The 21,912-nt window shown below is 68.2% G+C and carries 19 protein-coding genes; 13 read left to right on the top strand and 6 right to left on the bottom strand.

Translation table 11 applies throughout. From position 1 onward, the window contains the following. Positions 1 to 34: 34 nt before the first annotated feature. A complete protein-coding gene (locus tag I5803_RS01005; protein ID WP_196984564.1) occupies positions 35 to 1,273 on the bottom strand; it encodes a pyridoxal-phosphate-dependent aminotransferase family protein in 1,239 nt (412 codons plus the stop codon). Positions 1,274 to 1,390: 117 nt separating this feature from the next. On the opposite strand from I5803_RS01005, the gene I5803_RS01000 reads away from it, so the two are divergent. From I5803_RS01000 to I5803_RS00990, 3 genes are read left to right on the top strand one after another with little or no spacing between them, the layout of a single operon-like run. After that, complete coding sequence (locus I5803_RS01000) at positions 1,391 to 2,086, top strand: GntR family transcriptional regulator (protein ID WP_196984563.1); 696 nt, start codon at positions 1,391 to 1,393, stop codon at positions 2,084 to 2,086. Next, positions 2,083 to 5,151: an FAD-binding and (Fe-S)-binding domain-containing protein gene (locus I5803_RS00995; RefSeq protein ID WP_196984562.1), complete on the top strand. Its 3,069-nt coding sequence runs from the start codon at positions 2,083 to 2,085 to the stop codon at positions 5,149 to 5,151. Before I5803_RS01000 ends, I5803_RS00995 begins: the two co-directional genes overlap by 4 nt. Positions 5,152 to 5,188: 37 nt before the next feature. Further along, positions 5,189 to 5,638: a GNAT family N-acetyltransferase gene (locus I5803_RS00990; RefSeq protein ID WP_196984561.1), complete on the top strand. Its 450-nt coding sequence runs from the start codon at positions 5,189 to 5,191 to the stop codon at positions 5,636 to 5,638. 9 nt (positions 5,639 to 5,647) lie between these two features. On the opposite strand, the gene I5803_RS00985 is transcribed toward I5803_RS00990, so the two are convergent. Continuing rightward, complete coding sequence (locus I5803_RS00985) at positions 5,648 to 5,836, bottom strand: CopG family transcriptional regulator (protein WP_196984560.1); 189 nt, start codon at positions 5,834 to 5,836, stop codon at positions 5,648 to 5,650. Positions 5,837 to 5,953: 117 nt separating this feature from the next. Continuing rightward, positions 5,954 to 6,136, bottom strand: a complete 183-nt coding sequence (locus I5803_RS00980) for a ribbon-helix-helix protein, CopG family (RefSeq protein WP_196984559.1) — start codon at positions 6,134 to 6,136, stop codon at positions 5,954 to 5,956. Between the two features lie 194 nt (positions 6,137 to 6,330). On the opposite strand from I5803_RS00980, the gene I5803_RS00975 reads away from it, so the two are divergent. Continuing rightward, on the top strand, positions 6,331 to 7,053 hold the full coding sequence (locus I5803_RS00975; protein ID WP_196984558.1) for a ribonuclease activity regulator RraA: 723 nt from the start codon (positions 6,331 to 6,333) through the stop codon (positions 7,051 to 7,053). An 86-nt stretch (positions 7,054 to 7,139) separates the two neighbouring features. Further along, positions 7,140 to 8,447, top strand: a complete 1,308-nt coding sequence (locus I5803_RS00970; protein WP_196984557.1) for a protein kinase domain-containing protein — start codon at positions 7,140 to 7,142, stop codon at positions 8,445 to 8,447. A gap of 563 nt (positions 8,448 to 9,010) precedes the next feature. Here I5803_RS00970 and I5803_RS00965 read toward each other — a convergent pair. Then, complete coding sequence (locus tag I5803_RS00965; protein WP_435520834.1) at positions 9,011 to 11,521, bottom strand: penicillin-binding protein 1A; 2,511 nt, start codon at positions 11,519 to 11,521, stop codon at positions 9,011 to 9,013. 74 nt (positions 11,522 to 11,595) lie between these two features. Here I5803_RS00965 and I5803_RS00960 point away from each other — a divergent pair, with 74 nt between their 5' ends. The 4 genes from I5803_RS00960 (at position 11,596) to I5803_RS00945 (ending at position 14,508) form a co-directional block, all read left to right on the top strand. Beyond that, a complete protein-coding gene (locus tag I5803_RS00960; protein WP_196984555.1) occupies positions 11,596 to 12,711 on the top strand; it encodes a YeeE/YedE family protein in 1,116 nt (371 codons plus the stop codon). 91 nt (positions 12,712 to 12,802) lie between these two features. Next, positions 12,803 to 13,231 carry a DsrE family protein gene (locus I5803_RS00955; protein WP_196984554.1) on the top strand — a complete coding sequence of 143 codons (429 nt, stop codon included), beginning with the start codon at positions 12,803 to 12,805 and terminating at the stop codon, positions 13,229 to 13,231. Positions 13,232 to 13,235: 4 nt separating this feature from the next. Further along, the gene (locus I5803_RS00950; RefSeq protein ID WP_196984553.1) at positions 13,236 to 13,577 is read left to right on the top strand and encodes an ArsR/SmtB family transcription factor; all 342 of its coding nucleotides are present in this window, start codon (positions 13,236 to 13,238) and stop codon (positions 13,575 to 13,577) included. Between the two features lie 67 nt (positions 13,578 to 13,644). Then, complete coding sequence (locus I5803_RS00945) at positions 13,645 to 14,508, top strand: MBL fold metallo-hydrolase (RefSeq protein WP_196988419.1); 864 nt, start codon at positions 13,645 to 13,647, stop codon at positions 14,506 to 14,508. Between the two features lie 3 nt (positions 14,509 to 14,511). Here the strand turns inward: I5803_RS00945 and I5803_RS00940 are convergent, their stop codons facing one another. Next, the gene (locus I5803_RS00940) at positions 14,512 to 16,356 is read right to left on the bottom strand and encodes an AMP-binding protein (RefSeq protein ID WP_196984552.1); all 1,845 of its coding nucleotides are present in this window, start codon (positions 16,354 to 16,356) and stop codon (positions 14,512 to 14,514) included. Between the two features lies 1 nt (position 16,357). After that, positions 16,358 to 17,224 carry an amidohydrolase family protein gene (locus tag I5803_RS00935; RefSeq protein ID WP_196984551.1) on the bottom strand — a complete coding sequence of 289 codons (867 nt, stop codon included), beginning with the start codon at positions 17,222 to 17,224 and terminating at the stop codon, positions 16,358 to 16,360. A 100-nt stretch (positions 17,225 to 17,324) separates the two neighbouring features. Between I5803_RS00935 and I5803_RS00930 the strand changes: the two genes are divergently transcribed. From I5803_RS00930 to I5803_RS00915, 4 genes are read left to right on the top strand one after another with little or no spacing between them, the layout of a single operon-like run. Continuing rightward, positions 17,325 to 18,098, top strand: a complete 774-nt coding sequence (locus I5803_RS00930; protein WP_196984550.1) for a crotonase/enoyl-CoA hydratase family protein — start codon at positions 17,325 to 17,327, stop codon at positions 18,096 to 18,098. A 1-nt stretch (position 18,099) separates the two neighbouring features. Next, the gene (locus I5803_RS00925) at positions 18,100 to 19,971 is read left to right on the top strand and encodes a feruloyl-CoA synthase (RefSeq protein WP_196984549.1); all 1,872 of its coding nucleotides are present in this window, start codon (positions 18,100 to 18,102) and stop codon (positions 19,969 to 19,971) included. After that, on the top strand, positions 19,968 to 20,732 hold the full coding sequence (locus tag I5803_RS00920; protein WP_196984548.1) for an SDR family NAD(P)-dependent oxidoreductase: 765 nt from the start codon (positions 19,968 to 19,970) through the stop codon (positions 20,730 to 20,732). Before I5803_RS00925 ends, I5803_RS00920 begins: the two co-directional genes overlap by 4 nt. Before the next feature lie 43 nt (positions 20,733 to 20,775). After that, on the top strand, positions 20,776 to 21,912 hold the full coding sequence (locus I5803_RS00915) for an ABC transporter substrate-binding protein (protein WP_196984547.1): 1,137 nt from the start codon (positions 20,776 to 20,778) through the stop codon (positions 21,910 to 21,912).

Here is a 21,912-nt window from a genome sequence, read left to right as displayed (position 1 = left end):
CTTGTCTCTCCTTGGGATACTGCTGTGGTGATTCTTACGCGGCTTTTTGCAACGCGACGGGCGCCGGATGCGAGCCGAAATAGTCCATGGCCGCCTGCACGCCCGAGCCCGCGAGCTTCACGCCCGCGATCTTCAGGCCCATCTCGCAGCCCGCGAGCGCGCCCATGAGCGTGAGGTCGTTGCAGTCGCCCAGGTGGCCGATGCGGAACATCCTGCCCTTGACCTTGCCCAGGCCCGTGCCGAGCGAGCAGTCGAAGCGTTCGTAGATGATGCGGCGCACGGCGTCCGCGTCGACACCGTCGACACCGTCGGGCATCATCACGCCCGTCAGCACCGGCGAATACACGGCCGGGTCCGCGCACTGGATCTGCAGGCCCCAGGCCTTGACCGCGGCGCGCACGCCCTCGCCCCAGCGGCGATGACGCGCGAAGGTGCCTTCCAGCCCGCCGTGTTCCGGCGCGAGCAGCATGTCGCAGGCCTCGGCCAGGCCATACAGCAGGTTGGTGTTGGGCGTGTAGGGCCAGTAGCCCGTCTTGTTCATCTCCACGATCTCGTCCCAGGCCCAGAAGGCCTTGGGCAGCTTCGCGGACTTGCTCGCTTCCATCGCCTTGGGCGACAGCGCGTTGAAGCTGATGCCGGGCGGCAGCATGAGGCCCTTCTGCGAGCCGCTGATGGTGACGTCCACGCCCCACTCGTCGTGCCTGTATTCGGCGGAGGCCAGGCCCGAGATGCTGTCGACCAGCAGCAGCGCCGGATGCTTCGCGGCATCGATCGCCTTGCGCACCGCGAGGATGTTGCTCGTGACGCCGGTCGAGGTTTCGTTGTGCACCACGCACACGGCCTTGATGGCGTGCTGCGTGTCGGCCTTCAGCCGCTCTTCGATCATGTCGGCGCGCACGCCGTGGCGCCAGCCTTCGGCGCCGGGCAAGCCGAGGAACTCGGGCTTGAGGCCCAGGCGCACCGCCATCTTGTTCCACAGGCTCGCGAAGTGGCCCGTCTCGTACATGAGCACGGAGTCGCCGGGGCTGAGCACATTGCTCAACGCGGCTTCCCATGCGCCGGTGCCGGACGCGGGATAGATCACCACGGGATGCTTCGTCTGGAAGATCTGCCCGATGCCCTTGAGCACGCGGTGGCCGAGCACGCCGAACTCGGGGCCGCGGTGATCGATGGTCGGCAGGCTCATCGCGCGCAGGATGCGGTCGGGCACCGGGGACGGTCCGGGGATCTGCAGGAAGTGCCGGCCGGTGGGATGGAAATCGAGAGTGAGCATGCGTGGGCCTCTTTGCAACAGGTCACGCATTTTTTGCATACAAAATCCATTTGTCAAGGCGGGTTACACCGGAGTGGGGATTTGACGGGGTAACATTTTGAATACAAAATGCCCCGAATGACAGCCGACATCATCGCCATTCCCCGCGCCAACCTGCACGAGCAGGTGGTGAACCGCCTGCGCCAGATGCTGGTGGAAGGCCGCATCGCCCCGGGCGCCAAGCTGAACGAGCGTGAGCTCGCCGAGGTGCTGGAGGTGTCCCGGACGCCCCTGCGCGAGGCGATCAAGATGCTCGCCTCCGAAGGGCTGGTCGAGCTTCTGCCCAACCGCGGCGCGATCGCGGTGGAGCTCACCGAAGAGGACGTGCGCAACACCTTCGAGGTGATGGCGGGGCTCGAATCGCAGTCGGGGCAGCTCGCCGCGGAGCGCATCACCGATGCCGAACTCGCGGAGATCCGCGCGATGCACTTCGAGATGATGGCGGCCTACACGCGGCGCGACCTGTCCAACTACTACCGGCTGAACGCGATGATCCACCGCGCGATCAACGCCGCCGCCAAGAACCCCGTGCTCAGCGCCACCTACGACCGCGTGAACGCGCGGCTGCAGGCGCTGCGCTTCCGCTCCAACCAGGTCGAGGAAAAGTGGAAGTCGGCCATGAAGGAACACGAACTGATGATCGACGCCCTCGCCGCGCACGACCCCGAAGCGATGAGCAAGGTGCTGGCCTCGCACCTGCGCAACAAGCTGGAGACCGTGCTCGAGCAGCTGCGCAGCGGCACGCTGGAGCAGCGCTCGGGAGCCAAGCGATGAACGCGCCGCTGCCCCTGAACGTGACGCGCGAGGACGAGCCGCGCGCCTACGACACGGTTTCGCGCGCGAGCAACGAAGTCGCCGGCCGCCTCGCGCAGCGCCTGGCCGCGGAGACGCAGGGCGAGGTGCGCTTCTCCCCCGCCGACCGCGGCCGCTATTCGACCGACGCGTCGATCTACCAGGTGATGCCGGTGGGCGTGTTCGTGCCGCGCACGAGCGCGGACGTGAAGCTCGCGCTGGACATCTGCCGCGACCTGAAGGTGCCGATGGTGCCGCGCGGCGGCGGCACGAGCCAGTGCGGCCAGACGGTGGGCGCGGGCCTCGTGATCGACCACTCGAAGCATGTGCGCAGCATCCTGAACTTCGACGCGCAGGCGCGCACCGCCGAGGTCGAGCCGGGCATGGTGCTCGACCACCTGAACCTCGGGCTCAAGAAGGCGGGCCTGTGGTACCCCGTGGACGTGTCCACCAGCGCGCAGGCGACGCTGGGCGGCATGGCAGGCAACAACTCCTGCGGCAGCCGCAGCATCGCCTACGGCAACATGGTGCACAACGTGCTGGCGGCGAAAGCCTGGACGCCCGACGGCGAGCTGCACACCTTCGAGCGTTTCGAGCATTGCACGGGACGCGCCCGCGAGATCGGGCAGCGCGTGCGCGCCCTCGCCGCGCAGCTCGCGCCCGAGATCGAGCGCCGATGGCCGAAGGTGATGCGACGCGTCGGCGGCTACAACCTGGACATCTTCGACAACCAGAACGAGCGCCCTTACACGCACGACGGCTCCGTCAACCTCGCGCACCTGCTGATCGGCAGCGAAGGCACGCTCGCCCTGACCCGGTCGCTCACGCTGCAACTGAGCGAACTGCCGAAGTTCAAGGTGTTGGGCGTCGTGAACTTCCCGACCTTCTACAAGGCCATGGACACGGCGCAGCACATCGTCAAGCTGGGCGCGAACGGCGGGCCCGAATGCATGCTGACGGCCGTCGAACTCGTCGACCGCACGATGATCGACTTGTCGCTGCAGAACCCCGCTTTCGCGCCGGTCGTGCGCACGGCCGTGATCGGCCAGCCCGACGCGGTGCTGCTGGTGGAGTTCGCCGGCAGCGACAAGGCGCAGCTCGTGCGCAAGCTGGACGAACTCGTGGAACTGATGGGCGACCTCGGCCTGCCCGGCTCGGTCGTGCGCATGGAGGACGAGGCGCCGCAGAAGAACCTCTGGGAGGTGCGCAAGGCGGGCCTGAACATCATGATGAGCCTCAAGGGCGACGGCAAGCCGGTGAGCTTCATCGAGGACTGCGCCGTGCCGCTCGCGCACCTGGCCGAATACACCGATGCGCTGACGCAGGTGTTCCGCAAGCACGGCAGCAAGGGCACCTGGTACGCGCACGCGTCGGTGGGCACGCTGCACGTGCGGCCGATCCTGGACATGCGCAGCGACGGCGCTCCCAAGATGCGCATGATCGCGCAGGAAGCCTCCGAGCTCGTGCGCAAGTACAAGGGCGCCTACAGCGGCGAGCACGGCGACGGCCTGTGCCGCGGCGAATGGATCCAGTGGCAGTTCGGACCGGCGATCAACGAGGCCTTTGCGCAGATCAAGACACTGTTCGACCCGACGAACCTCCTGTGCCCGCAGCGCATGATCGACCCGCCGAAGATGGACGACACGCGCCTCATGCGCTTTCCGCCCAGCTACCGCGTGATCCCCTTGAAGACCGCGCTCGACTGGAGCGCGTGGGATGTGCAGAACGACCCGGCCACCGAGCGCACCACGGCCCCCGGCACCGGCGGCGACCCGGCGCAGGGCTTCGCCAAGGCGGTGGAGATGTGCAACAACAACGGCCACTGCCGCAAGTTCGACGCGGGCACGATGTGCCCGAGCTACCGCGTGACGCGCGACGAGCAGCACCTCACGCGCGGACGCGCCAACACGCTGCGCCTCGCGCTCTCCGGCCAGCTCGGCGCGGACGGCCTGGCGAGCGACGAGGTGCGCGAAGCGATGGACCTGTGCGTGAGCTGCAAGGGCTGCAGGCGCGACTGCCCCACCGGCGTCGACATGGCGAAGATGAAGGTGGAATACCTGCACCATCACCATGCGAAACACGGCTGGTCGCTCAGGGACAGGCTGATCGCGAAGCTGCCGGACTATGCGCGCGCCGCGAGCGGCGTGGCCTGGCTGCTCAACCTGCGCAATCGCAGCCCGCTGCTGGCGCGCATGGGCGAGAAGCTGCTGGGCTTTTCCGCGAAGCGCAGCCTGCCCGAGTGGCAGGCGACGCATTTCTTCAACACGCCGCATGGCGCCGCCACCGCGCAGCAGGCGCTCGCGGCGGACAAGGCCGTCGTCCTCTTCGTCGATACCTTCAACGGCTATTTCGAATCGGCCAACGCGCGCGCCGCGCTGAAGGTGCTGCAGGCCGCCGGCTACACCGTGCACGTCGCGAGCAAGCAGGGTTCGGGCAAGCACCTGTGCTGCGGCCGCACCTACCTTGCGAGCGGCATGGTCGAGGAGGCGCGCGGCAAGGCGCGCGAGCTCATCGACACCCTGCTGCCCTTCGCGCAGAAGGGCATCGCGATCGTCGGGCTGGAGCCCTCGTGCCTGCTCACGCTGCGCGACGAAACGCTGGCGATGGGCCTGGGCGAGCCCGCGCAAACCGTGGCATCGCACGCCCTGCTGCTCGAGGAGTTCCTCGCGCGCGAGTTGAAGGCCGGCCGCCTGGACACGCTCAAGACGAAGCTGCGGCCGCTCGACAGGCGGGTGCTGCTGCACGGGCATTGCCACCAGAAGGCCTTCGCGGCGGTCGCACCGATCGTGGACGTGCTCAAGCTCATTCCCGGCGTCGAGCCGGAATTGATCGAGAGCAGCTGCTGCGGCATGGCGGGCAGCTTCGGCTACGAGGCCGGCCACCACGAGGTGTCGATGCAGATGGCGGAGCTCAGCCTGCTGCCGGCGATCCGCAAGTATCCCGGCGCGATCGTGGTGGCAGACGGCACGAGCTGCCGCCACCAGATCCACGACGGCGCGCAGCGCGAGGCGGTTCACGCGGCGGTGCTTCTCGCGGCGCAGCTCTGAGCCGCGCGCCGGCGCGGCTCGCGGCACAATGGAGCCGATGGACACACCGGCCATCCGCTCCGCCCTCCCGGGCGACGAAGCCGCCTGGCGGCAGTTGTGGCGCGGCTACTGCGACTTCTACAACGTCACGCTGCCCCCCCACGTGACCGACCGCACGTGGAAGCGCATCCTCGACCCCGATTCGCAGATCATGTGCGTCGTGGCCGAAGTCGATGGGCAGGTTTACGGCTTCGCGAATTGCGTGGTGCACGAAAACACCTTCGAGACCCAGGCGATCTGCTACCTGGAGGATCTGTTCGTGCTGCCGTCCGCGCGCGGCCATGGGTTGGGCAAGGCCCTGATCGAGTGGCTGCGCAACGCGATGCGCGCGGAGGGCTGGGCTCGCCTCTACTGGATGACGCGCGAGGACAACGCGGACGCACGCAAACTTTATGACCAGTTCGCGGAGGCGGATGGCTTCGTGCGCTACGTGCTCAAGCCGCGCTGAACCCGGGGGTCATTTGGCGGATTTTTTCGCCGCCTTCTTGGCGGGTGCGTAGCTCACGCCGTGCTCCACGAGAAAATCGCGGATCAGGCGGCGCATCACTTGCGAGGGGGTCATGTCCTGCGTATGGCAGAGCTTCTCGAACGCGAGCTTGCGCGCCGGATCGATTAGGACAGTGAGCCGAGCAGTCTTGTTCTCCATGAGCTGAGGGTCCCGATGTTAATCAAATTGTAATTGCTTTCGGGAATCCGGAAGCTCATCGGGGCCGTTTCGAAGGGCAACGCGGCGCAACGCCGCGTTGCTCTTCAGTAGGTTGCGCTATTTGGCGCGGGCGCGCCTCGGTGCGGTGCCATAGGCGACACCGTGTTTTTCCAGGTACTGGCGGATGAGCTGGCGCACCATCTGGGACGAAGTGACGTCCTGCGAGGCGCAAAGCTCTTCGAAGGCCTTCTTCTTGGCCGGGTCGATCAGTACGGTCAGTCGTGCTTTGTTGTCTTCCATCAAATGAAACCACAGGTGAATAACATGATAATACTCTGCGCCTGTCGTGAGCCGGAAATGGTAGTGCAATGGCGGAGGTCGCTTTAGGACGGGGAGCGTGAATTGGAGAGCTTTCGCCTGACGCGTGTCAGCCATTGCAGATGGGCAGGACGAGCCTGCGTTAGCATGCCCCCGTCACCCCCGCAGGAGCCCCCATGACCGCCGAATCCCTCCCCCTCGCCGATGCGCAGCTGCGCGCCCTGCGCGAGGTCTCCACCGGCACCCTCACCACCGTCCTGCTCAAGAAGGGCCTGCGCAACGTCTGGCTGCGCGGCACGCGTCCGCTCGCGCCCGGGCAGCAGCGCGCGGTCGGCCGCGCTTTCACCCTGCGCTTCGTGCCGGCCCGCGAGGACCTCGCGACGCCGGCGTCCTGGGGTTCGCCCATCTCCACCCGCGCCGCGATCGAGGCGATGCCCGCGGGCTGCATCGCGGTGGTCGGGGCCATGGGCGTGACCGACGCAGGCATCTTCGGCGACATCCTGTGCGCGCGGATGGTGCGGCGCGGCGTGTCGGCCCTGGTGACGGACGGCGTCGTGCGCGACGTCTCGGGCGTGCTGTCGACCGGGCTGCCGGTCTGGTGCCAGGGCAACGCCGCACCGCCTTCCGTCGCGGGCCTCACGTTCGTGGGCTGGCAGGAGCCGATCGACTGCGGCGGCGTCGCCGTGTTCCCGAACGACGTGATCGTCGTGGACCAGGACGGCGCCGTGCTGATTCCGGCCGCGCTGGTCGACGACGTGATCGCGGCATCCGTCGAGCAGGAGCACCTGGAGAACTGGATCATGGCGCGCGTCGGCGAAGGCGCGGCCCTGCCGGGCCTCTACCCGCCGAACGAGGAAAACAAGGCGCGCTACGACGCGTGGCGCAAGCAGCAGGGATAGCACCGCGGGCGCTAGGACTTTCCGGCCATCCTCGCTACCATTGGCCTGCCGGGTGCCCGGCAGTGCCGAAGGGGCCGCTTTCCTCCATGCCGTCGATCGACCCGAGCGGATCGTCCTCCGCCAAGCCCACCGCCATCGGCAAATACACTGTCGAGCGCGAGCTCGGGCGCGGCGCGAGCAGCACCGTCTACCTCGGCTTCGACCGCTTCAATTCCCGGCCCGTCGCCATCAAGCAGATCCACGCGCACCTGCTGCAGGACGCGCAGGAAGCCGCCCGCTACCGCCGGCGCCTGCGCAACGAGGCTGCCATGGCGGGCCAGCTCGACCACCCCTGCGTCGTGCGGCTGCTCGACGCCGACGAGGATGCGCAGCCGCCCTACCTCGTGCTCGAATACGTGGACGGCCAGCCGCTCTCCTCCTTCACCGAAGGCGGCAAGCTGCTGCCGATCGCGCAGGTGCTGGACATCGCCTTCAAGTGCTGCAGCGCGCTGGAGCATGCGCACCGCGCCGGGCTCGTGCACCGCGACATGAAGCCCGCCAACGTGATGCTGCAGGACAACGGCGAAGTGAAGGTCACCGACTTCGGCACGGCCCTGTCCACGCGCTCGGACATCACGCAGCTGTCGGGCCTGGTGGGCTCGCCCTCCTACATGTCGCCCGAGCAGGTGAAGGAGCAGGTCTGCACGCACCGCAGCGACATGTTCTCGCTGGGCATCGTGCTCTATGAGCTCCTCACCGGCCGCAATCCTTTCGCGGCCGGCTCCGACTTCACGACGATGTACCGCATCAGCACCGAGGCGATCGAGCCGCCGAGCGTGCTGCGTCCCGAACTGCCGCCGGCCGTGGACCGCGCGATCCTGCGCGCGCTCGCCAAGGAGCCGGCAGAGCGCTATGCGGAGTGGTCGGAATTCGCCGATGCCCTGCTGGACGTGAGCCGCGCCCTGCCGCAGCGGCGCGTGCAGGACAGCCAGGGCGAATATTTCACGCAGATGCGCGGCCTGCCCTTTTTCGGCGAGTTCAGCGATTCGAACCTGTGGGAGACCCTGCGCCTGGGCACGCTGCACCGCTTCGACCGCGGGCAGGAGCTGATGCACGAAGGCACGCAGGGCCACTCCTTCTGCGTGATCATCCAGGGCATGGTCGCGGTGAAGCGCAGCGGCGTCACGCTCAGCATGCTCGGGCCCGGGGTCACGCTCGGGGAGATGAGTTACCTGCAGCCGGAGAACCCGATCCGTACCGCCACCGCCGTTGCCGAACTCGGTGCGCTCGTGCTGGAGATCCAGAACGCTTCGTTGCGCAAGGCTTCCGAGGGATTGCAGTCCTGCTTCGACCGTGCGTTCATCAAGCTGCTGGTGAAGCGGCTGATTGCTACGAACGAGCAGGTGGGGCACTGAAGGTTTGTAGCGCGCGCGGGTCGCGTCAGGCGGTAGGCGCCAGGGGCTCATGCTGCGGCGGTTTTTGCTTCGCAAAAACACCGCTGTTTTCGCCGGTGCGACGACGGCACCGCAACCCTCGCTGCGCTGGCGCTCCGCTCAAACACTTGCGGTGAGTCAGTTCACGAAGCGCGCAAGCGCGCCCGTCGCCGCACCGGCGAAAACAGCTCGCCACAGAAATCGCCCCTGCCGCCCACCGCCTGCCACGACCCGAGCCGTGGCGTGCCTGAATGCTTTGAACTCCCGGGTGCCACTCTCCGGGTCGCGTCAGGCGGTGCCCGGTGGGGGCGATTTCTGCGGCGCCTGGGATTTGCGGGCTGGGGGCGGGCGCGCTTGCGCGCTTCGTGAACTGACTGGCCGCAAGTGTTTGAGCGAGAGCGCAGCGAAGCGAGTTTTTGCGGCCCCGCCCCCAGCCCGCAAATCCCGGGGAAGTTTTGCGAAGCAAAACCGCCGCAGTATGAGCCCCCACCGGGCACCGCCTGACGCGACCCAGCGCGCGATGAAGCCTCAACCGCGCGTCGAGATCACTGCGCAGGCCACGAAGACGGCCTGCCTTCCCCCGGATACACCGGCGCCACCACCACGGGTGCGCGCGGCTCGACCCACACCGGGGACTCCACCGGCGCGGTGGGACGCGGAGGGATGATGGTGTACTGCGGCGCGCTGTTCGAGTACTGCGGCTGCGGCTGATACGGCGGCTGGTATTGCGGCTGGTATTGCGGCTGGTATTGCGGTTGCGGCTGCTGCGGCGGGTACTGCTGGATGATGACCGCGGCCGCACGCGGCGGCGGCTCGATGGGTTGCGGACGAACCGCGACCGCGGGTGGCGGCGGCGAATCGCGCGGGGGCGACGGCGAGAACACGCTGTTCCACCACTCGTTGCCGGACGCGGGCTGTTCCGCCTGCGGCTCGGGCGCCACGGGTGCGACGGGCGGCGCCGGCGGCACGTGCGGCGCGGCGAACTTCGCCTTAGCATCCACGAGCTTCGCCTTCGTCGCCTGCTGGAAGAAATCGCCGACCACGAGCAGTGCGTTGTGCGCGCCCTGCCCCCAGGCATCGCCGGTCATCGTGACGCGGTTGTCGTTGAAGCCGACCCACGCGCCACCCACCAGCTGCGGATGCATCAGGATGAACCAGCCGTCGGTGTTCGATTGGGTGGTGCCCGTCTTGCCCGCGAGGTCGCCGCGCAAGCCGAAGCGGCCGCGCACGCCGGAGCCCGTGCCGCCGTCCACGACGCCGCGCATCACGTCCAGCAGCACCTGCGCGCCGGCTTCCTGCATCGCGCGCTGCGGCAGCTTCGCGGCGAATTCCTCGAGCGCGCGGCCCTCGCGGTCTTCCACGCGCGTCACGAGCACCGGCTCGATGTAGTTTCCGCCGTTGGCGATGCTGCAGAAGGCCGTGACCATCTCCTTGAGCGTCACGGGGCTCGTGCCCAGCGCCAGCGACGGCACCGGATCGAGTTTGCTCTGGCGCACGCCCATGTCGTAGGCGAGCTTCGCCACGCGGTCCGGTCCGATGCGCTGCATCAGCTGGCTGGTGATCGAATTCTTGGATTTGGCGAGGCCGTCGCGCAGCGACATGGGCTGGCCGCTGGAGGCCTCGACGTCGCCCGGCCGCCACACCGTCTTGTCGTCGATGCGGATCTCCGGCATCGCGTCGACGAAGGTCTCGTCGGGGCTGATGCCCTGCTCGAAGGCCGCGCCGTAGACGAAGGGCTTGAAGGTCGAGCCCGGCTGGCGGCGCGCCTGCTGCACGTGGTCGAACTTGTCCTGCTCGAAGCCGCGGCTGCCGACCCAGGCTTTCACATGGCCGTTGGTGGGGTCCATCGCGAGGAAGCCGCTTTGCAGCCGCGTCTTTTCGTCCCACAGGGCCTGCATCAGTTCCGGATCGGCTTCCAGCTTCTTCAGCGCGGCCGCGTCGTCGCTCCCGACACCGCGTTCGGCCTGGTACTGCGCCGTCTCGCGGACGAACGCCTCGGCGATGGCCTTGTGCGCCTTCCAGCCGCCGCGCTTCCACGCGCCGTCGGCCTGCGCCTGCAGCTTGTCGCCCTGCCGCTCGACCGCGTCGGCGGCCATCGCCTGCATCTTCGAGTCGAGCGTGGTGCGCACGACGAGGCCGTCCGCGTAGACGTTGTAGCCCTTGCGGTCGGCCCACTCGATCAGCCAGGAGCGCAGCTGTTGCGCCACGTGCGGCGCGGGCCCGAGGTCTTCGTTCTGGCGCTCGAAGTTCAGCGCGAGCGGCCTCGCCCGGAGCGCGGCGTACTTGGCGGCGTCGAGCTTGCCGGCCTTCACCATCTGCCCCAGAACGGTGTTGCGGCGCAGCGTGGCGCGCTCGGGGTTGAGCACCGGGTTGTAGTAGCTCGTGCCCTTGAGCATGCCGATGAGCGTGGCGCTCTCCAGCTCGTCGAGCTCGCCCGCCGTCTTGTCGAAATAGGTGCGCGCGGCCATCTCGATGCCGTAGGCGTTGTAGAGGAAGGGCACCGTGTTGAGGTAGGACTCGAGGATCTCGTTCTTGCTGTAGACCGACTCGATCTTGATCGCGGTGATCGCCTCCTTCACCTTGCGCGAGAGCGTCGGCGCGCGGCCGATGTCGTCGGGGTAGAGGTTGCGCGCGAGCTGCTGCGTGATGGTCGAGCCGCCCTGCAGGTCGCCGCGGAAGGTGCGCACAGCGGCGCCGAGCGTGCGCCGCACGTCGAAGCCATGGTGGTCGAAAAAGCGCCTGTCCTCGGTGGCGATGAGCGCGGTGAGGACATGCGGGGACACCTCGGAGAGCTTCACGCGCTCGCGATTCGCGCGCTTGAACGTGGCGAGCACCTGCCCGTCCGCGGACAGCACCACGGACGGCTGCGCGGTCTTCGCCTTGCGGATGTCCTCGATGCCGGGGGTGAGCGGGATCATCGCCATCACGTAGACGACGGCGGCGACCGGCGCGATCGACAGCAGGCCGAACGCCGTCCAGAACGGATGGCGCCGGACGCCGGCCCACGCACGGGATGCGCCGCGCGAAGCGGCCGCGAGAAATCGATTCGAACTCACGCGGGGATCATCGCCGCCGCCCTCATGGAAGGGCTGTAGGACGCAAGCGCGACCGTGGCCCATAGAATCGCCCGATGACGATTGCAGAGCTCGCTTCGCTGACCCATCAAGTGCTGTGGGCCGCATTTTTTGTTGCACTTGCGTTCGGCGCGCTGGTGCAGCGGACCGGTTTTTGCACCATGGGCGCGGTGGCCGATGTCGTGACGATGGGCGACTGGACGCGGATGCGGCAATGGGCCCTCGCGGCGGGCGTCGCGACGGTCGGCTTCGCCTTCCTGGCCTGGGCCGGCGCGATCGACCCGTCGAAAACGCTGTACGCCTCCACGCGTTGGATCTGGTTGTCGGCCCTCGTGGGCGGCGCGATCTTCGGCTTCGGCATGGTGCTGGCCTCGGGCTGCGCGAGCAAGGCGCTCGTGCGGGTCGGCGCGGGCAACCTCAAGTCCCTGGTGGTGCTCGTGGTGCTGGGCGTCGCGGCCTTCGCCACGCTCAAGGGCATCACCGCCGTACTGCGCACGCGGACGGTGGACCGGGTCGGCGTGGACTTCGACGTGCAGGCAAGCCTGGGCGCGATCGCCGCCCGGGCGGTGTCCATCGACGTCGCTTCCGCGTCGCTGGTCCTGGGCGTGGCGATCGGCGCGGGGCTGATCGCGTGGGCGCTGAGCGCGCGGGAATCGCGGCAGTTCCCGAATGTGCTCGCAGGCGCCGGCGTCGGCGCCTCGGTGCTGGCGATGTGGTGGGTCAGCGGCCACCTGGGCTTCGTCGCGGAGCATCCGGAAACGCTGCAGGAAACTTTCCTCGCCACCAACTCCACCCGCGCCGAGGCCCTGAGCTTCGTCTCGCCGGTGGCGTACACGCTGGACTGGCTGATGTTCTTCAGCGACAGGAACAAGTTCGTGTCCGTCGGCATCGTGACCGTGCTGGGCGTGATCGCGGGCTCCGCGGCGATGGCCATCACCCAACGCAGCTTCCGCTGGGAAGGCTTCGGCGGCCCGGACGACCTGGCGCACCACCTCGCGGGCGCGGTGCTGATGGGCGTGGGCGGCGTGACGGCGATGGGGTGCAGCATCGGGCAAGGTGTTTCGGGTATCTCGACGCTCAGCCTCACGAGCTTCGTGGCGGTCGCCGCGATGATTGCTGGCGCTGTGCTGGGGGTGAGGTATCAGGGGTGGCGGCTCGAGCGAGCCTCCTGATTTGGTGGCGGGCGGAGGTATTTCCGTGCCAATCCCCCCATATTCCCTTATATTTGCGCTGACTGATAAATAGCGCAGCACGGAGACATCCATGAAAGCATTTGCCCGATTCTTCGCCCTCCTCGCAGCGGCCTTCCTCCTCGCGGGACCCGCCTTGGCCCAGGACAAGGTCGTCTACCACATCGACAACTCCGAGGCGCAGGCCACCAAGGGGCTGCGCAACGTGCGCAACCACCTGGACGTCGCGCCGGACACGAAGATCATCGTCGTCACGCATGCGGAAGGCATCGACTTCCTCATGGAAGGCGCGAAGGACGCGAAGAACCCCAACATCGACTACGCCTCGCTCGTGAGCGCGCTCAAGGCGCGCGGCGTCCGCTTCGAGGTGTGCGAGATCACCCTGCGCAACCGCAACATCGCCAAGGACAAGTTCATCATGGACGCCGACTTCACGCCGTCCGGCGTGGTGCGCATCGGGCAGCTGCAGGTGCGCGAGCACTACGCCTACATCAAGCCCTGACGCGATGCCCAAGCGCTCCGCAGCCGTGCCCAAGGCGCCCGTCGAGACCGACGAGGTCTTCGAGCTCGCGGCCGAGGTCTTTCGCGTCATGTCGGCGCCGATGCGCCTGAAGATCATCTCCAGCCTGTGCAACGGCGAGAAGAATGTGAGCGAGCTGCTGGGGGAGATCGACACCACGCAGCCCAACATGTCGCAGCACCTCAACACGCTCTACCAGGCCGGCGTGCTCGGCAAGCGGCGCGACGGCGTGCAGATCTACTACCGCATCATCAACGATCGGGTCGTCACGCTCTGCCGCGCGGTGTGCACGCAGATCGCCATGGAAACCGACGACGCCCGTGCTTAAGTACCTGCTGGGCCTGTGGCTGGCCTGCATCGCGACCACCGGCGGCGCGCTCCCGGCGGCGGTGAACGTGATTCCCCGCCAGGTCTCCGCTTCGGCCTGGTACGTGCAGGGCGAGTCGGCGCTGGGCAGCACGGCCAACGGCAATTTCGTCTCCAACGCCGGCTTCGTCGTGACGCCCGCCGGCGTCGTCGTGATCGATGCGCTCGGCTCGCCGGCCCTCGCCCGGGAGCTGATCGCGCAGGTCCTTCGCCTCACCGGCAAGCCCGTCACGCACGTCGTCCTCACGCACTACCACGCGGACCACATCTACGGCCTGCAGGAATTCCAGCGCGCGGGCGCGAAGATCATCGCGCACCAGGCCGGGCGCGAATACCTCAACTCCGACACCGCGCAATCCCGCCTCGCCGCCTCGCGCACGGATCTCGCGCCGTGGATCGACGCGAACACGCGGCTCGTGCCCGCCGACGAATGGATCGCCGGGCCGCGCGACCTGGAGATCGGCGGCGTGAAGCTGCTGCTGCGTCCTGTCGGCCCGGCGCACACGCCGGAAGACCTCGTCGTCTTCCTGCCGTCCGAGAAGGTGCTCTTCGCGGGGGACATCGTGTTTCGCGGGCGCATTCCCTACGTCGGCCAGGCGGACAGCCGCAGCTGGATCGCCGCGCTGAACACGGTGCTCGCCTTCGATGCCGCCGTCGTCGTGCCGGGGCACGGCCCCGTGTCGACGTCCGCGCGCGAGGACATCGTGCTCACGCGCGACTACCTCACCTACCTGCGCGAGACCATGGCGCTCGCCGCGCGCAACCTCGACCCCTTCGAGGAGGCGTATGCGAAGGCGGACTGGTCGCGCTTCGAACACCTGCCGCTCTTTCGCGCGGCCAACCGCATGAACGCGTTCAACACCTACCTGCTGATGGAGCGCGAGGCGAAGTAGCGTTCAGGCGTCGAAGACGAATTCCACCGGGACGGCGATGGCGGCAAGCGCATCGCGCAGGCGCGAGTGCAGTGCGTCGTCGTGCCGGCAGGCGATGCGCGCCACGGCGGCAACGCCCGAGCCGCGTTCCTGCGCGGACACCGTCACGGCCGCCTCCGGGCACGCGGCGGCCAGCACCTCGCCCAGCTTCGCCTCGACCGCGCGCATGCGCAGGGCGGGCTTGTAGATCTTGCCGATGGCCGTCACGGGCATCGCCTCGATCACGGTCACGCGCTTGGGGGTCGCGGGCCGCTCGTACACCTGCGGCGCGACCGCGGCGAGGATCTCCCCGGCCGTCGCCTGCGCGCCCGGCCTGAGCGTGACGAAGGCGACCGGCAATTCGCCCGCGTACGCATCCGGCTCGCCCACGACCGCGCACAGCGCCACGGCGGGATGCGCGAGGAAGGCCTCTTCCACCAGCGACGGGTCGATGTTGTGCGAGCCGCGGATGATCACGTCCTTCGCGCGGCCCGTGACGTGGATGCAGCCCTGCGCGTCGATATGCCCCAGGTCGCCGCTCACGAGCCAGCCAGCCTCGAACATGCCGGCATTGCGCGCGGGGTCGCTGTAGCCGGGGCTCACGTGCGGGCCGCGCAGTGCGATCACGCCGGTGTCGCCGGCGGCGCAGGGTTCGTCCAGCAGCGTCCGGCCATCGCGCGACGCGAAGGCACGCACTTCGGTGAACGGCAGGCGCAGGCCCGCGGAGCCGGGAACGCGCGGAGCAGCGAAGGGCTCGATCGACACAAGACCGGCGCACTCCGTCATGCCCAGGATGTTGCGCACGGCGATGCCCGTCTTGCGTTCGAACTGCGCCGCGAGCTCCGGGGGCAAGGGCGACCCGCCCGTGTACGCCACGCGGATGCGCGAGATGTCCGCGTCGACCGGCAGGTTGGCCAGCGTGGCGAGGATCGTCGGCACGCAGGCCAGCGCCGTGACGCCCTCGCGTTCGCAGAACTTCCAGTACCCGCTCGCGAATTGCGCGTTGCGCATGCCCGTCAACGTCGGCAGCACCTGCGTGGCACCGATGGCCAGCAGCGCCAGGCCGTAGACGAAGGCGCCGGCGACGTGGAAGAGCGGAAAGCCGTTGATCTCCACCGTGTGTTCGTCGAAGCCGTAGTAGCGGTGCGCGAACCAGCTCGTGTGCGCCTCGTTGCCGTGCGTGTGCAGCGCGAGCTTGGGGGCGCCCGTGGTGCCGCCGGTGTGGAAGCAGGCGGCGACACGGCCCGGGCCGAGTTGCGGATCGAATTCCAGCGCGTCCTCCTGCGCCGCGAGCGCATCCTGGAAGGGGACCGTCGACAGCGGCATCGCGCCGCCCGCGCGAATCTGCAGCACGGGCAGCGGATGCAGCGCCAGCACCTCGCGCAGCATCGGCTGCAGGTCGAGCTCGTCGTTCGGCCCCAGCGCGACGATCACCCGCGCGTTCGCGGCCTTCAGCAGCGACGCAATGTGCGCGGGTTGCAGCAGGTAGTTGATGGGGCAGGCGCGCGCCGCCAACTGCGCGCCCCAGAGCGCGTAGTGCGTTTCGGGGATGTTGGGCGCGAGGATCGCCACCGCATCTTCGGGGCCCAGGCCCATCGAGTGGAACAGGTTGGCGGCGCGGTGAACCTGCGCCAGCAATTCCGAATACGTCACGCGCCGGGGCGCCGTCCCGAGCGCGCCGTTGGGCAGGTACACGAATGCGCTGCGCGCGCCGTGCAGGGCTGCGGCGCGTGCGATCAATCCGTAGGTGGTGCGCGCCGGAATGGCCGATTCGTAGCGCTCGCGCTCGAGCGCCTCGACATCCGCCAGCGAGCGGAACGGCGCGGCCAAGTCAGGCCCCCAGCCCCAGCAGGCGCATCGCGTTGCCCTTGAGGATGCCGGGCATCACCTCGGGCTTGAAGCCCGCGTCCTCGAAGTCCTTCATCCAGCGCTCCGGGGTGATGAGCGGGTAGTCGCTGCCGAAGAGGACGCGGTCCTTCAGCAGCGTGTTCGCGTACTGGACGAGCTGCTTCGGGAAGTATTTCGGGCTCCAGCCGGAAAGATCGATCCATACGTTGGGCTTGTGCGTCGCGACGGACAGCGCTTCGTCCTGCCACGGGAAGCTCGGGTGCGCCATCACGATCTGCATGTCGGGGAAGTCGATGGCAACGTCGTCCAGGTGCATGGGATTGCTGTATTCCAGCTTGAGCCCGCCGCCGCAGCGCATCCCCGAGCCGATGCCGCTGTGGCCGGTGTGGAAGATGGTGGGCATCTTGTACGCATTGATCACCTCGTAGATCGGCCAGGCCATCCTGTCGTACGGGTGGTAGCCCTGGACGGTCGGGTGGAACTTGAAGCCCTTCACCCCGTGCTCCTTGATGAGGCGTTCGGCTTCGCGCGCGCCCATCCTTCCCTTGTGCGGGTCGATGGAGGCGAAGCACATCATCATGTCGCTGTTCTCTTTCGCGGCCTGCGCGATCTCCTCGTTGGGGATGCGGCGCCGGCCCAGCTGCGATTCGCTGTCGACCGTGAACATGACGAGGCCGACCTTGATCTTGCGGTAATACTCGATGGTCTCCGCGATGGTCGGGCGGCGGCTGTTGCGGAAGTACTTGTCGGCGGCGCGGTCGTATTCCTCGCCGTAGTTGTCGAAGGGGTTCCAGCAGCTGACTTCGGCGTGCGTGTGCACGTCGATCGCGATGAGGTTTTCGTAGTCCATGGTGTCTCCTGCGGGGGCGGCCCACCTAGGGAAAGCCCTAGGCTATGCGGCTTGAATTGGTTATTATTTATAACAATAATCGACCCACTTGGCAAACCTCATGAGCGACAAAGACCTTCACATCGAGATCCAGGACGAGATCGCCATCGTCCGCCTCACCCGGCCCGCCAAGCGCAACGCGCTCTCCGACGGCCTGATCGTGGCCGTGCGCAACGCCTTCGAATCCCTGCCGGACACGGTGCGCGCCGCCGTGCTCGACGGCGAGGGCGAGCACTTCTGCTCCGGGCTGGACCTGTCCGAGCTGAAGGAGCGCGACGCCGGCCAGGGCCTGCACCACTCTCGCATGTGGCACGCCGCTTTGGAAGAGGTGCAATACGGACCCGTTCCCGTCATTGCCGCGCTGCACGGCGCCGTCGTGGGCGGCGGGCTGGAACTGGCCAGCGCCTGCCACATCCGTGTCGCGGACGAAACCACTTTTTACGCCCTGCCCGAAGGCTCGCGCGGCATTTTCGTGGGCGGCGGCGGCGCGGTGCGCATCCCCCGCCTCATCGGCGCCGCGCGCATGACGGACATGATGCTCACCGGCCGCGTCTACAACGCCCAGGACGGCGAGCGCATCGGCTTCGCGCAGTACCTCGTGCCGAAGGGCCAGGCGTTCGAGAAGGCCGTCGAGCTCGCGAAGCGCGTCGCGCAGAACGCGCCGCTCACCAACTACGCCCTCATGCACGCGCTGCCGCGCATCGCGGAACAGCCGGCCGACCAGGGCTTCCTCACCGAAGCGCTGATGGCCGCCATCGCCCAGAGCGCGCCGGAAGCGAAAGACCGCGTGCGCGCCTTCCTCGAGGGCCGCGCCAAGAAGGTGTCGAAAGAGTGACATGAGCACGGCCGCGCCGAAGTACCGACCGATGAAGTTCGGCGTCACGCGCGTGTCGCTGCGCGAGGGCGCGGGCGGCGTGCGCTACATGCGCGCCGAACAGGGCCTGGGCGAACATGCCCGCCGCATGACGGACCGGCTCGTGCACTGGGCGCAGACCGCGCCCGACCGGGTCTTCATGGCGCGCCGCGTCAAGAACCCCGACGGCACGCCGGGCGCATGGCGCGAAATCACCTACCGCGAAGCGCTGGCGAGTGCGCGCAGCATCGGGCAGGCCCTGCTCGATCGCGGCCTGGACGCCGAGCGGCCGGTCGCGATCCTCAGCGAGAACGACCTGGAGCACGCGCTGCTGGCCCTCGGTTGCGTGTACGCCGGCATTCCCCACTGCCCGGTCTCGCCCGCCTATTCCACCGTGAGCCAGGATTACGACAAGCTGCGGCACGTGCTGAAGACGCTCACGCCCGGCCTCGTCTACGCTGCGGACGCGAACCGCTACGGCAAGGCGATCGCGGCCACCGTGGGAAGCGACGTCGAAGTCGTGCTGGGCTCGGGCGCGATGCCCGGCCGGGACACCACGCCATTCGCCGACCTGCTCGCCACGGCGCCCACGCCGGCCGTCGATGCCGCGATGGAGCGCACGGGCCCGCACACCATCACCAAATTCCTCTTCACCTCCGGCTCGACCAAACTGCCCAAGGCCGTGGTCAACACGCACGGCATGTGGTGCGCCAACCAGCAGCAGATGCGCGAGTCCATGCCGGTGCTGGCCGAGGAGCCGCCGGTGCTGGTGGACTGGCTCCCGTGGAACCACACCTTCGGCGGCAACCACAACGTCGGGCTCGTCATCTACAACGGCGGCACGCTGTACATCGACGACGGCAAGCCCGTCCCCGCGCTGATCGGCGAGACCCTGCGCAACCTGCGCGAGATCGCCCCCACGGTCTACTTCAACGTGCCGACGGGTTTCGAAGCCATCGCCAACGCGATGAAGACGGACGACGCGCTGCGGCGCAACTTGCTCTCGCGCGTGAAGATGTTCTTCTACGCGGGTGCCGCGCTGGCCCAGCCCGTATGGGACGCCCTGCATGAAGCACAGGAGCGCGAGATCGGCGAGCGCATCGTGATGGGCACGGGCCTGGGCATGACGGAGTCCTCGCCCTTCGCGATCTTCATCACCAACCCGAACGTGAAGGCCGGCTACCTCGGCGTGCCCACGCCGGGGCTCGAGTTGAAGCTCGTCCCCGCGCAGGGCAAGACCGAGGTGCGCTATAAGGGCCCGAACATCACGCCCGGCTACTGGCGCAACGAGGAAGCGACGAAGGAGTGCTTCGACGAGGAGGGCTTCTTCTGCACCGGCGACGCCGTCCTGTGGATCGACGACGGCGACGTGCACCAGGGACTGAAGTTCGACGGCCGCATCGCGGAGGACTTCAAGCTCGCGACCGGCACTTTCGTGAGCGTCGGGCCGCTGCGCGCGAAGATCATCGCCGCCGGCGCGCCCTACGTGCAGGACGCGGTGATCACGGGCATCAACCTGAACGAGGTCGGCGCGCTGGTCTTCCCGACCCCCGCGGTGCGCAAGCTCGCGGGCCTGCCGGGCGACGCCCCGCTGAAGGACGTGCTGGAGAGCGCGCCGGTGCAGGCGCACTTCCAGAAGGTGCTGGACCAGCTCGCGGCGACCGCCACGGGCAGCGCGAGCCGCGTCGCCCGCCTGCACCTGATGCACGAGCCGCCCTCCATCGACAAGGGCGAAGTCACCGACAAGGGCTCCATCAACCAGCGCGCGGTGCTCGCGCATCGCGCCGCCCTGGTCCAGGCCCTGCACGGCGGCACCCTGCCCTTCACCCTCCAGCCGCAAGGAAAGACACCATGAACATCCAGGGCCAGGCCGCGCTCGTCACCGGCGGCGCATCGGGATTGGGCGAAGCCACGGCGCGCGAACTCGCGCGGCTGGGCGCCAAGGTCGCGGTGCTCGACGTGAACGTCGAGCTCGCGCAGAAGGTGGCGGCCGACATCGGCGGTGTCGCGTGCCAGTGCGACATCACCAACACCGAAAGCCTCACAGCGGCGCTCGCGAAAGCGACGGCCGCGCACGGCAGCGCCCGCATCCTCATGAACATCGCCGGCATCGGCAGCGCCAAACGCGTCGTGCAGAAGGATGGCTCGCCCGCCCCGCTGGAAGACTTCGCGCGCGTCGTCCACATCAACCTGATCGGCAGCTACAACGCCAGCCGCCTCTTCGCGGCCGAGTGCGCGAAGCTCGCGCCGCTGGAAGACGGCGAGCGCGGCGTGATGATGTTCACCGCGTCGGTGGCCGCCTTCGACGGGCAGGTCGGCCAGCAGGCCTACAGCGCGTCCAAGGGCGGCCTCGTCGGCATGACGCTGCCGATGGCGCGCGACCTCGCGCAGCACGGCATCCGGGTGTGCACCGTCGCGCCCGGCCTGTTCGCGACGCCGCTCATGAAGCAGCTGCCGGAGCCGGTGCAGGCGTCGCTCGCCGCCTCCATTCCTTTCCCGCCGCGCCTGGGCAAACCCGAAGAGTTCGCGCAGCTCGCATGCCATATCGTCACGAACACGCACCTGAACGGCGAAGTGATCCGCCTGGACGGCGCATTGCGCATGGCGCCGCGCTGAGCTGCGGCACACTTCCACCCCATCACCCCAACGGAGACAAAGCATGAAACTCGTACGCACCCTCATCGCCGCCGCCGCGACGCTCGCCTTCGCGGGCGCCGCGCTGGCCGACATCAACGTCGGCGTGTCGCTGTCGCTCACCGGACCCGGCTCGGGCCTGGGCATCCCGATGCAGAAGCAGCTCGCGCTCTTCCCCAAGGAGATCGCCGGCCAGAAGATCAACCTCATCATGCTGGACGACGCGAGCGACCCGGGCAAGGGCGTGAGCAACACCAAGCGCCTCGTCACGGAAGACAAGGTCGACGTGATCCTCGGCTCGTGCATCACGCCCGTGTCCGCCGCCATGGCGCCCGTCGCCGCCGAAGCGAAGACGCTGCAGATTTCCGGCGCGCCGGTCGGCGTGCCGCCCGGCCAGGACCACTGGCTCTTCCGCCTGCCGCAGGGCACGGAGGTGATGGCCCACGCGATGTTCGAGCACATGAAGAAGCAGGGCGTGAAGACCATCGGCTTCATCGGATACACCGACGCCTACGGCGAGCTGTGGCTCAAGGCCGCCTCCGACGAAGCCGCGAAGAACGGCATGAAGATCGTGGCCACGGAACGCTTCGCGCGCACCGACACCAGCGTGACGCCGCAGGCGCTCAAGCTCTCCTCCGCCAACCCGGACGCGATGATCATCGTGGCCTCGGGCTCGGGCGCTGCGATGCCGGAGAAGGCCATCGTCGAGCGCGGCTACAAGGGCAAGCTCTACCAGACGCACGCCGCCGCCACGCCGGACCTCGTGCGCATCGGCGGCAAGGACGTCGAAGGCACCTTCGTCGTCTCCGGCCCCGCCGTGGTCGCCGAGCAGCTGCCCGACAGCCATCCGTCCAAGAAGGCCGCGATCGATTTCGTGACCAACTTCGAGAAGGCCAACGGACCGGGTTCGCGCAACCAGTTCGCCGGCCACTCCTACGACTTCGCGATCGTGATGCAGAAAATCGTGCCGGTGGCGCTGAAGGCCGGCAAGCCGGGCACGCCGGAGTTCCGCTCCGCGATGCGCGACGCGATGGAGACGATGGGCCGCACCGTGTTCTCGCATGGCGTGATGAACTGGACCAAGGACGACCACTGGGGTTACACCAACGAAACGGGCGTGATGCTGCAGGTCAAGGACGGCAAGTTCGTCGTCGCCCAATAA

The sequence above is a fragment of the Caenimonas aquaedulcis genome, from assembly GCF_015831345.1.
Classification (GTDB): domain Bacteria; phylum Pseudomonadota; class Gammaproteobacteria; order Burkholderiales; family Burkholderiaceae_C; genus Ramlibacter; species Ramlibacter aquaedulcis.
This window is presented reverse-complemented; position numbering and strand designations above follow the sequence as displayed.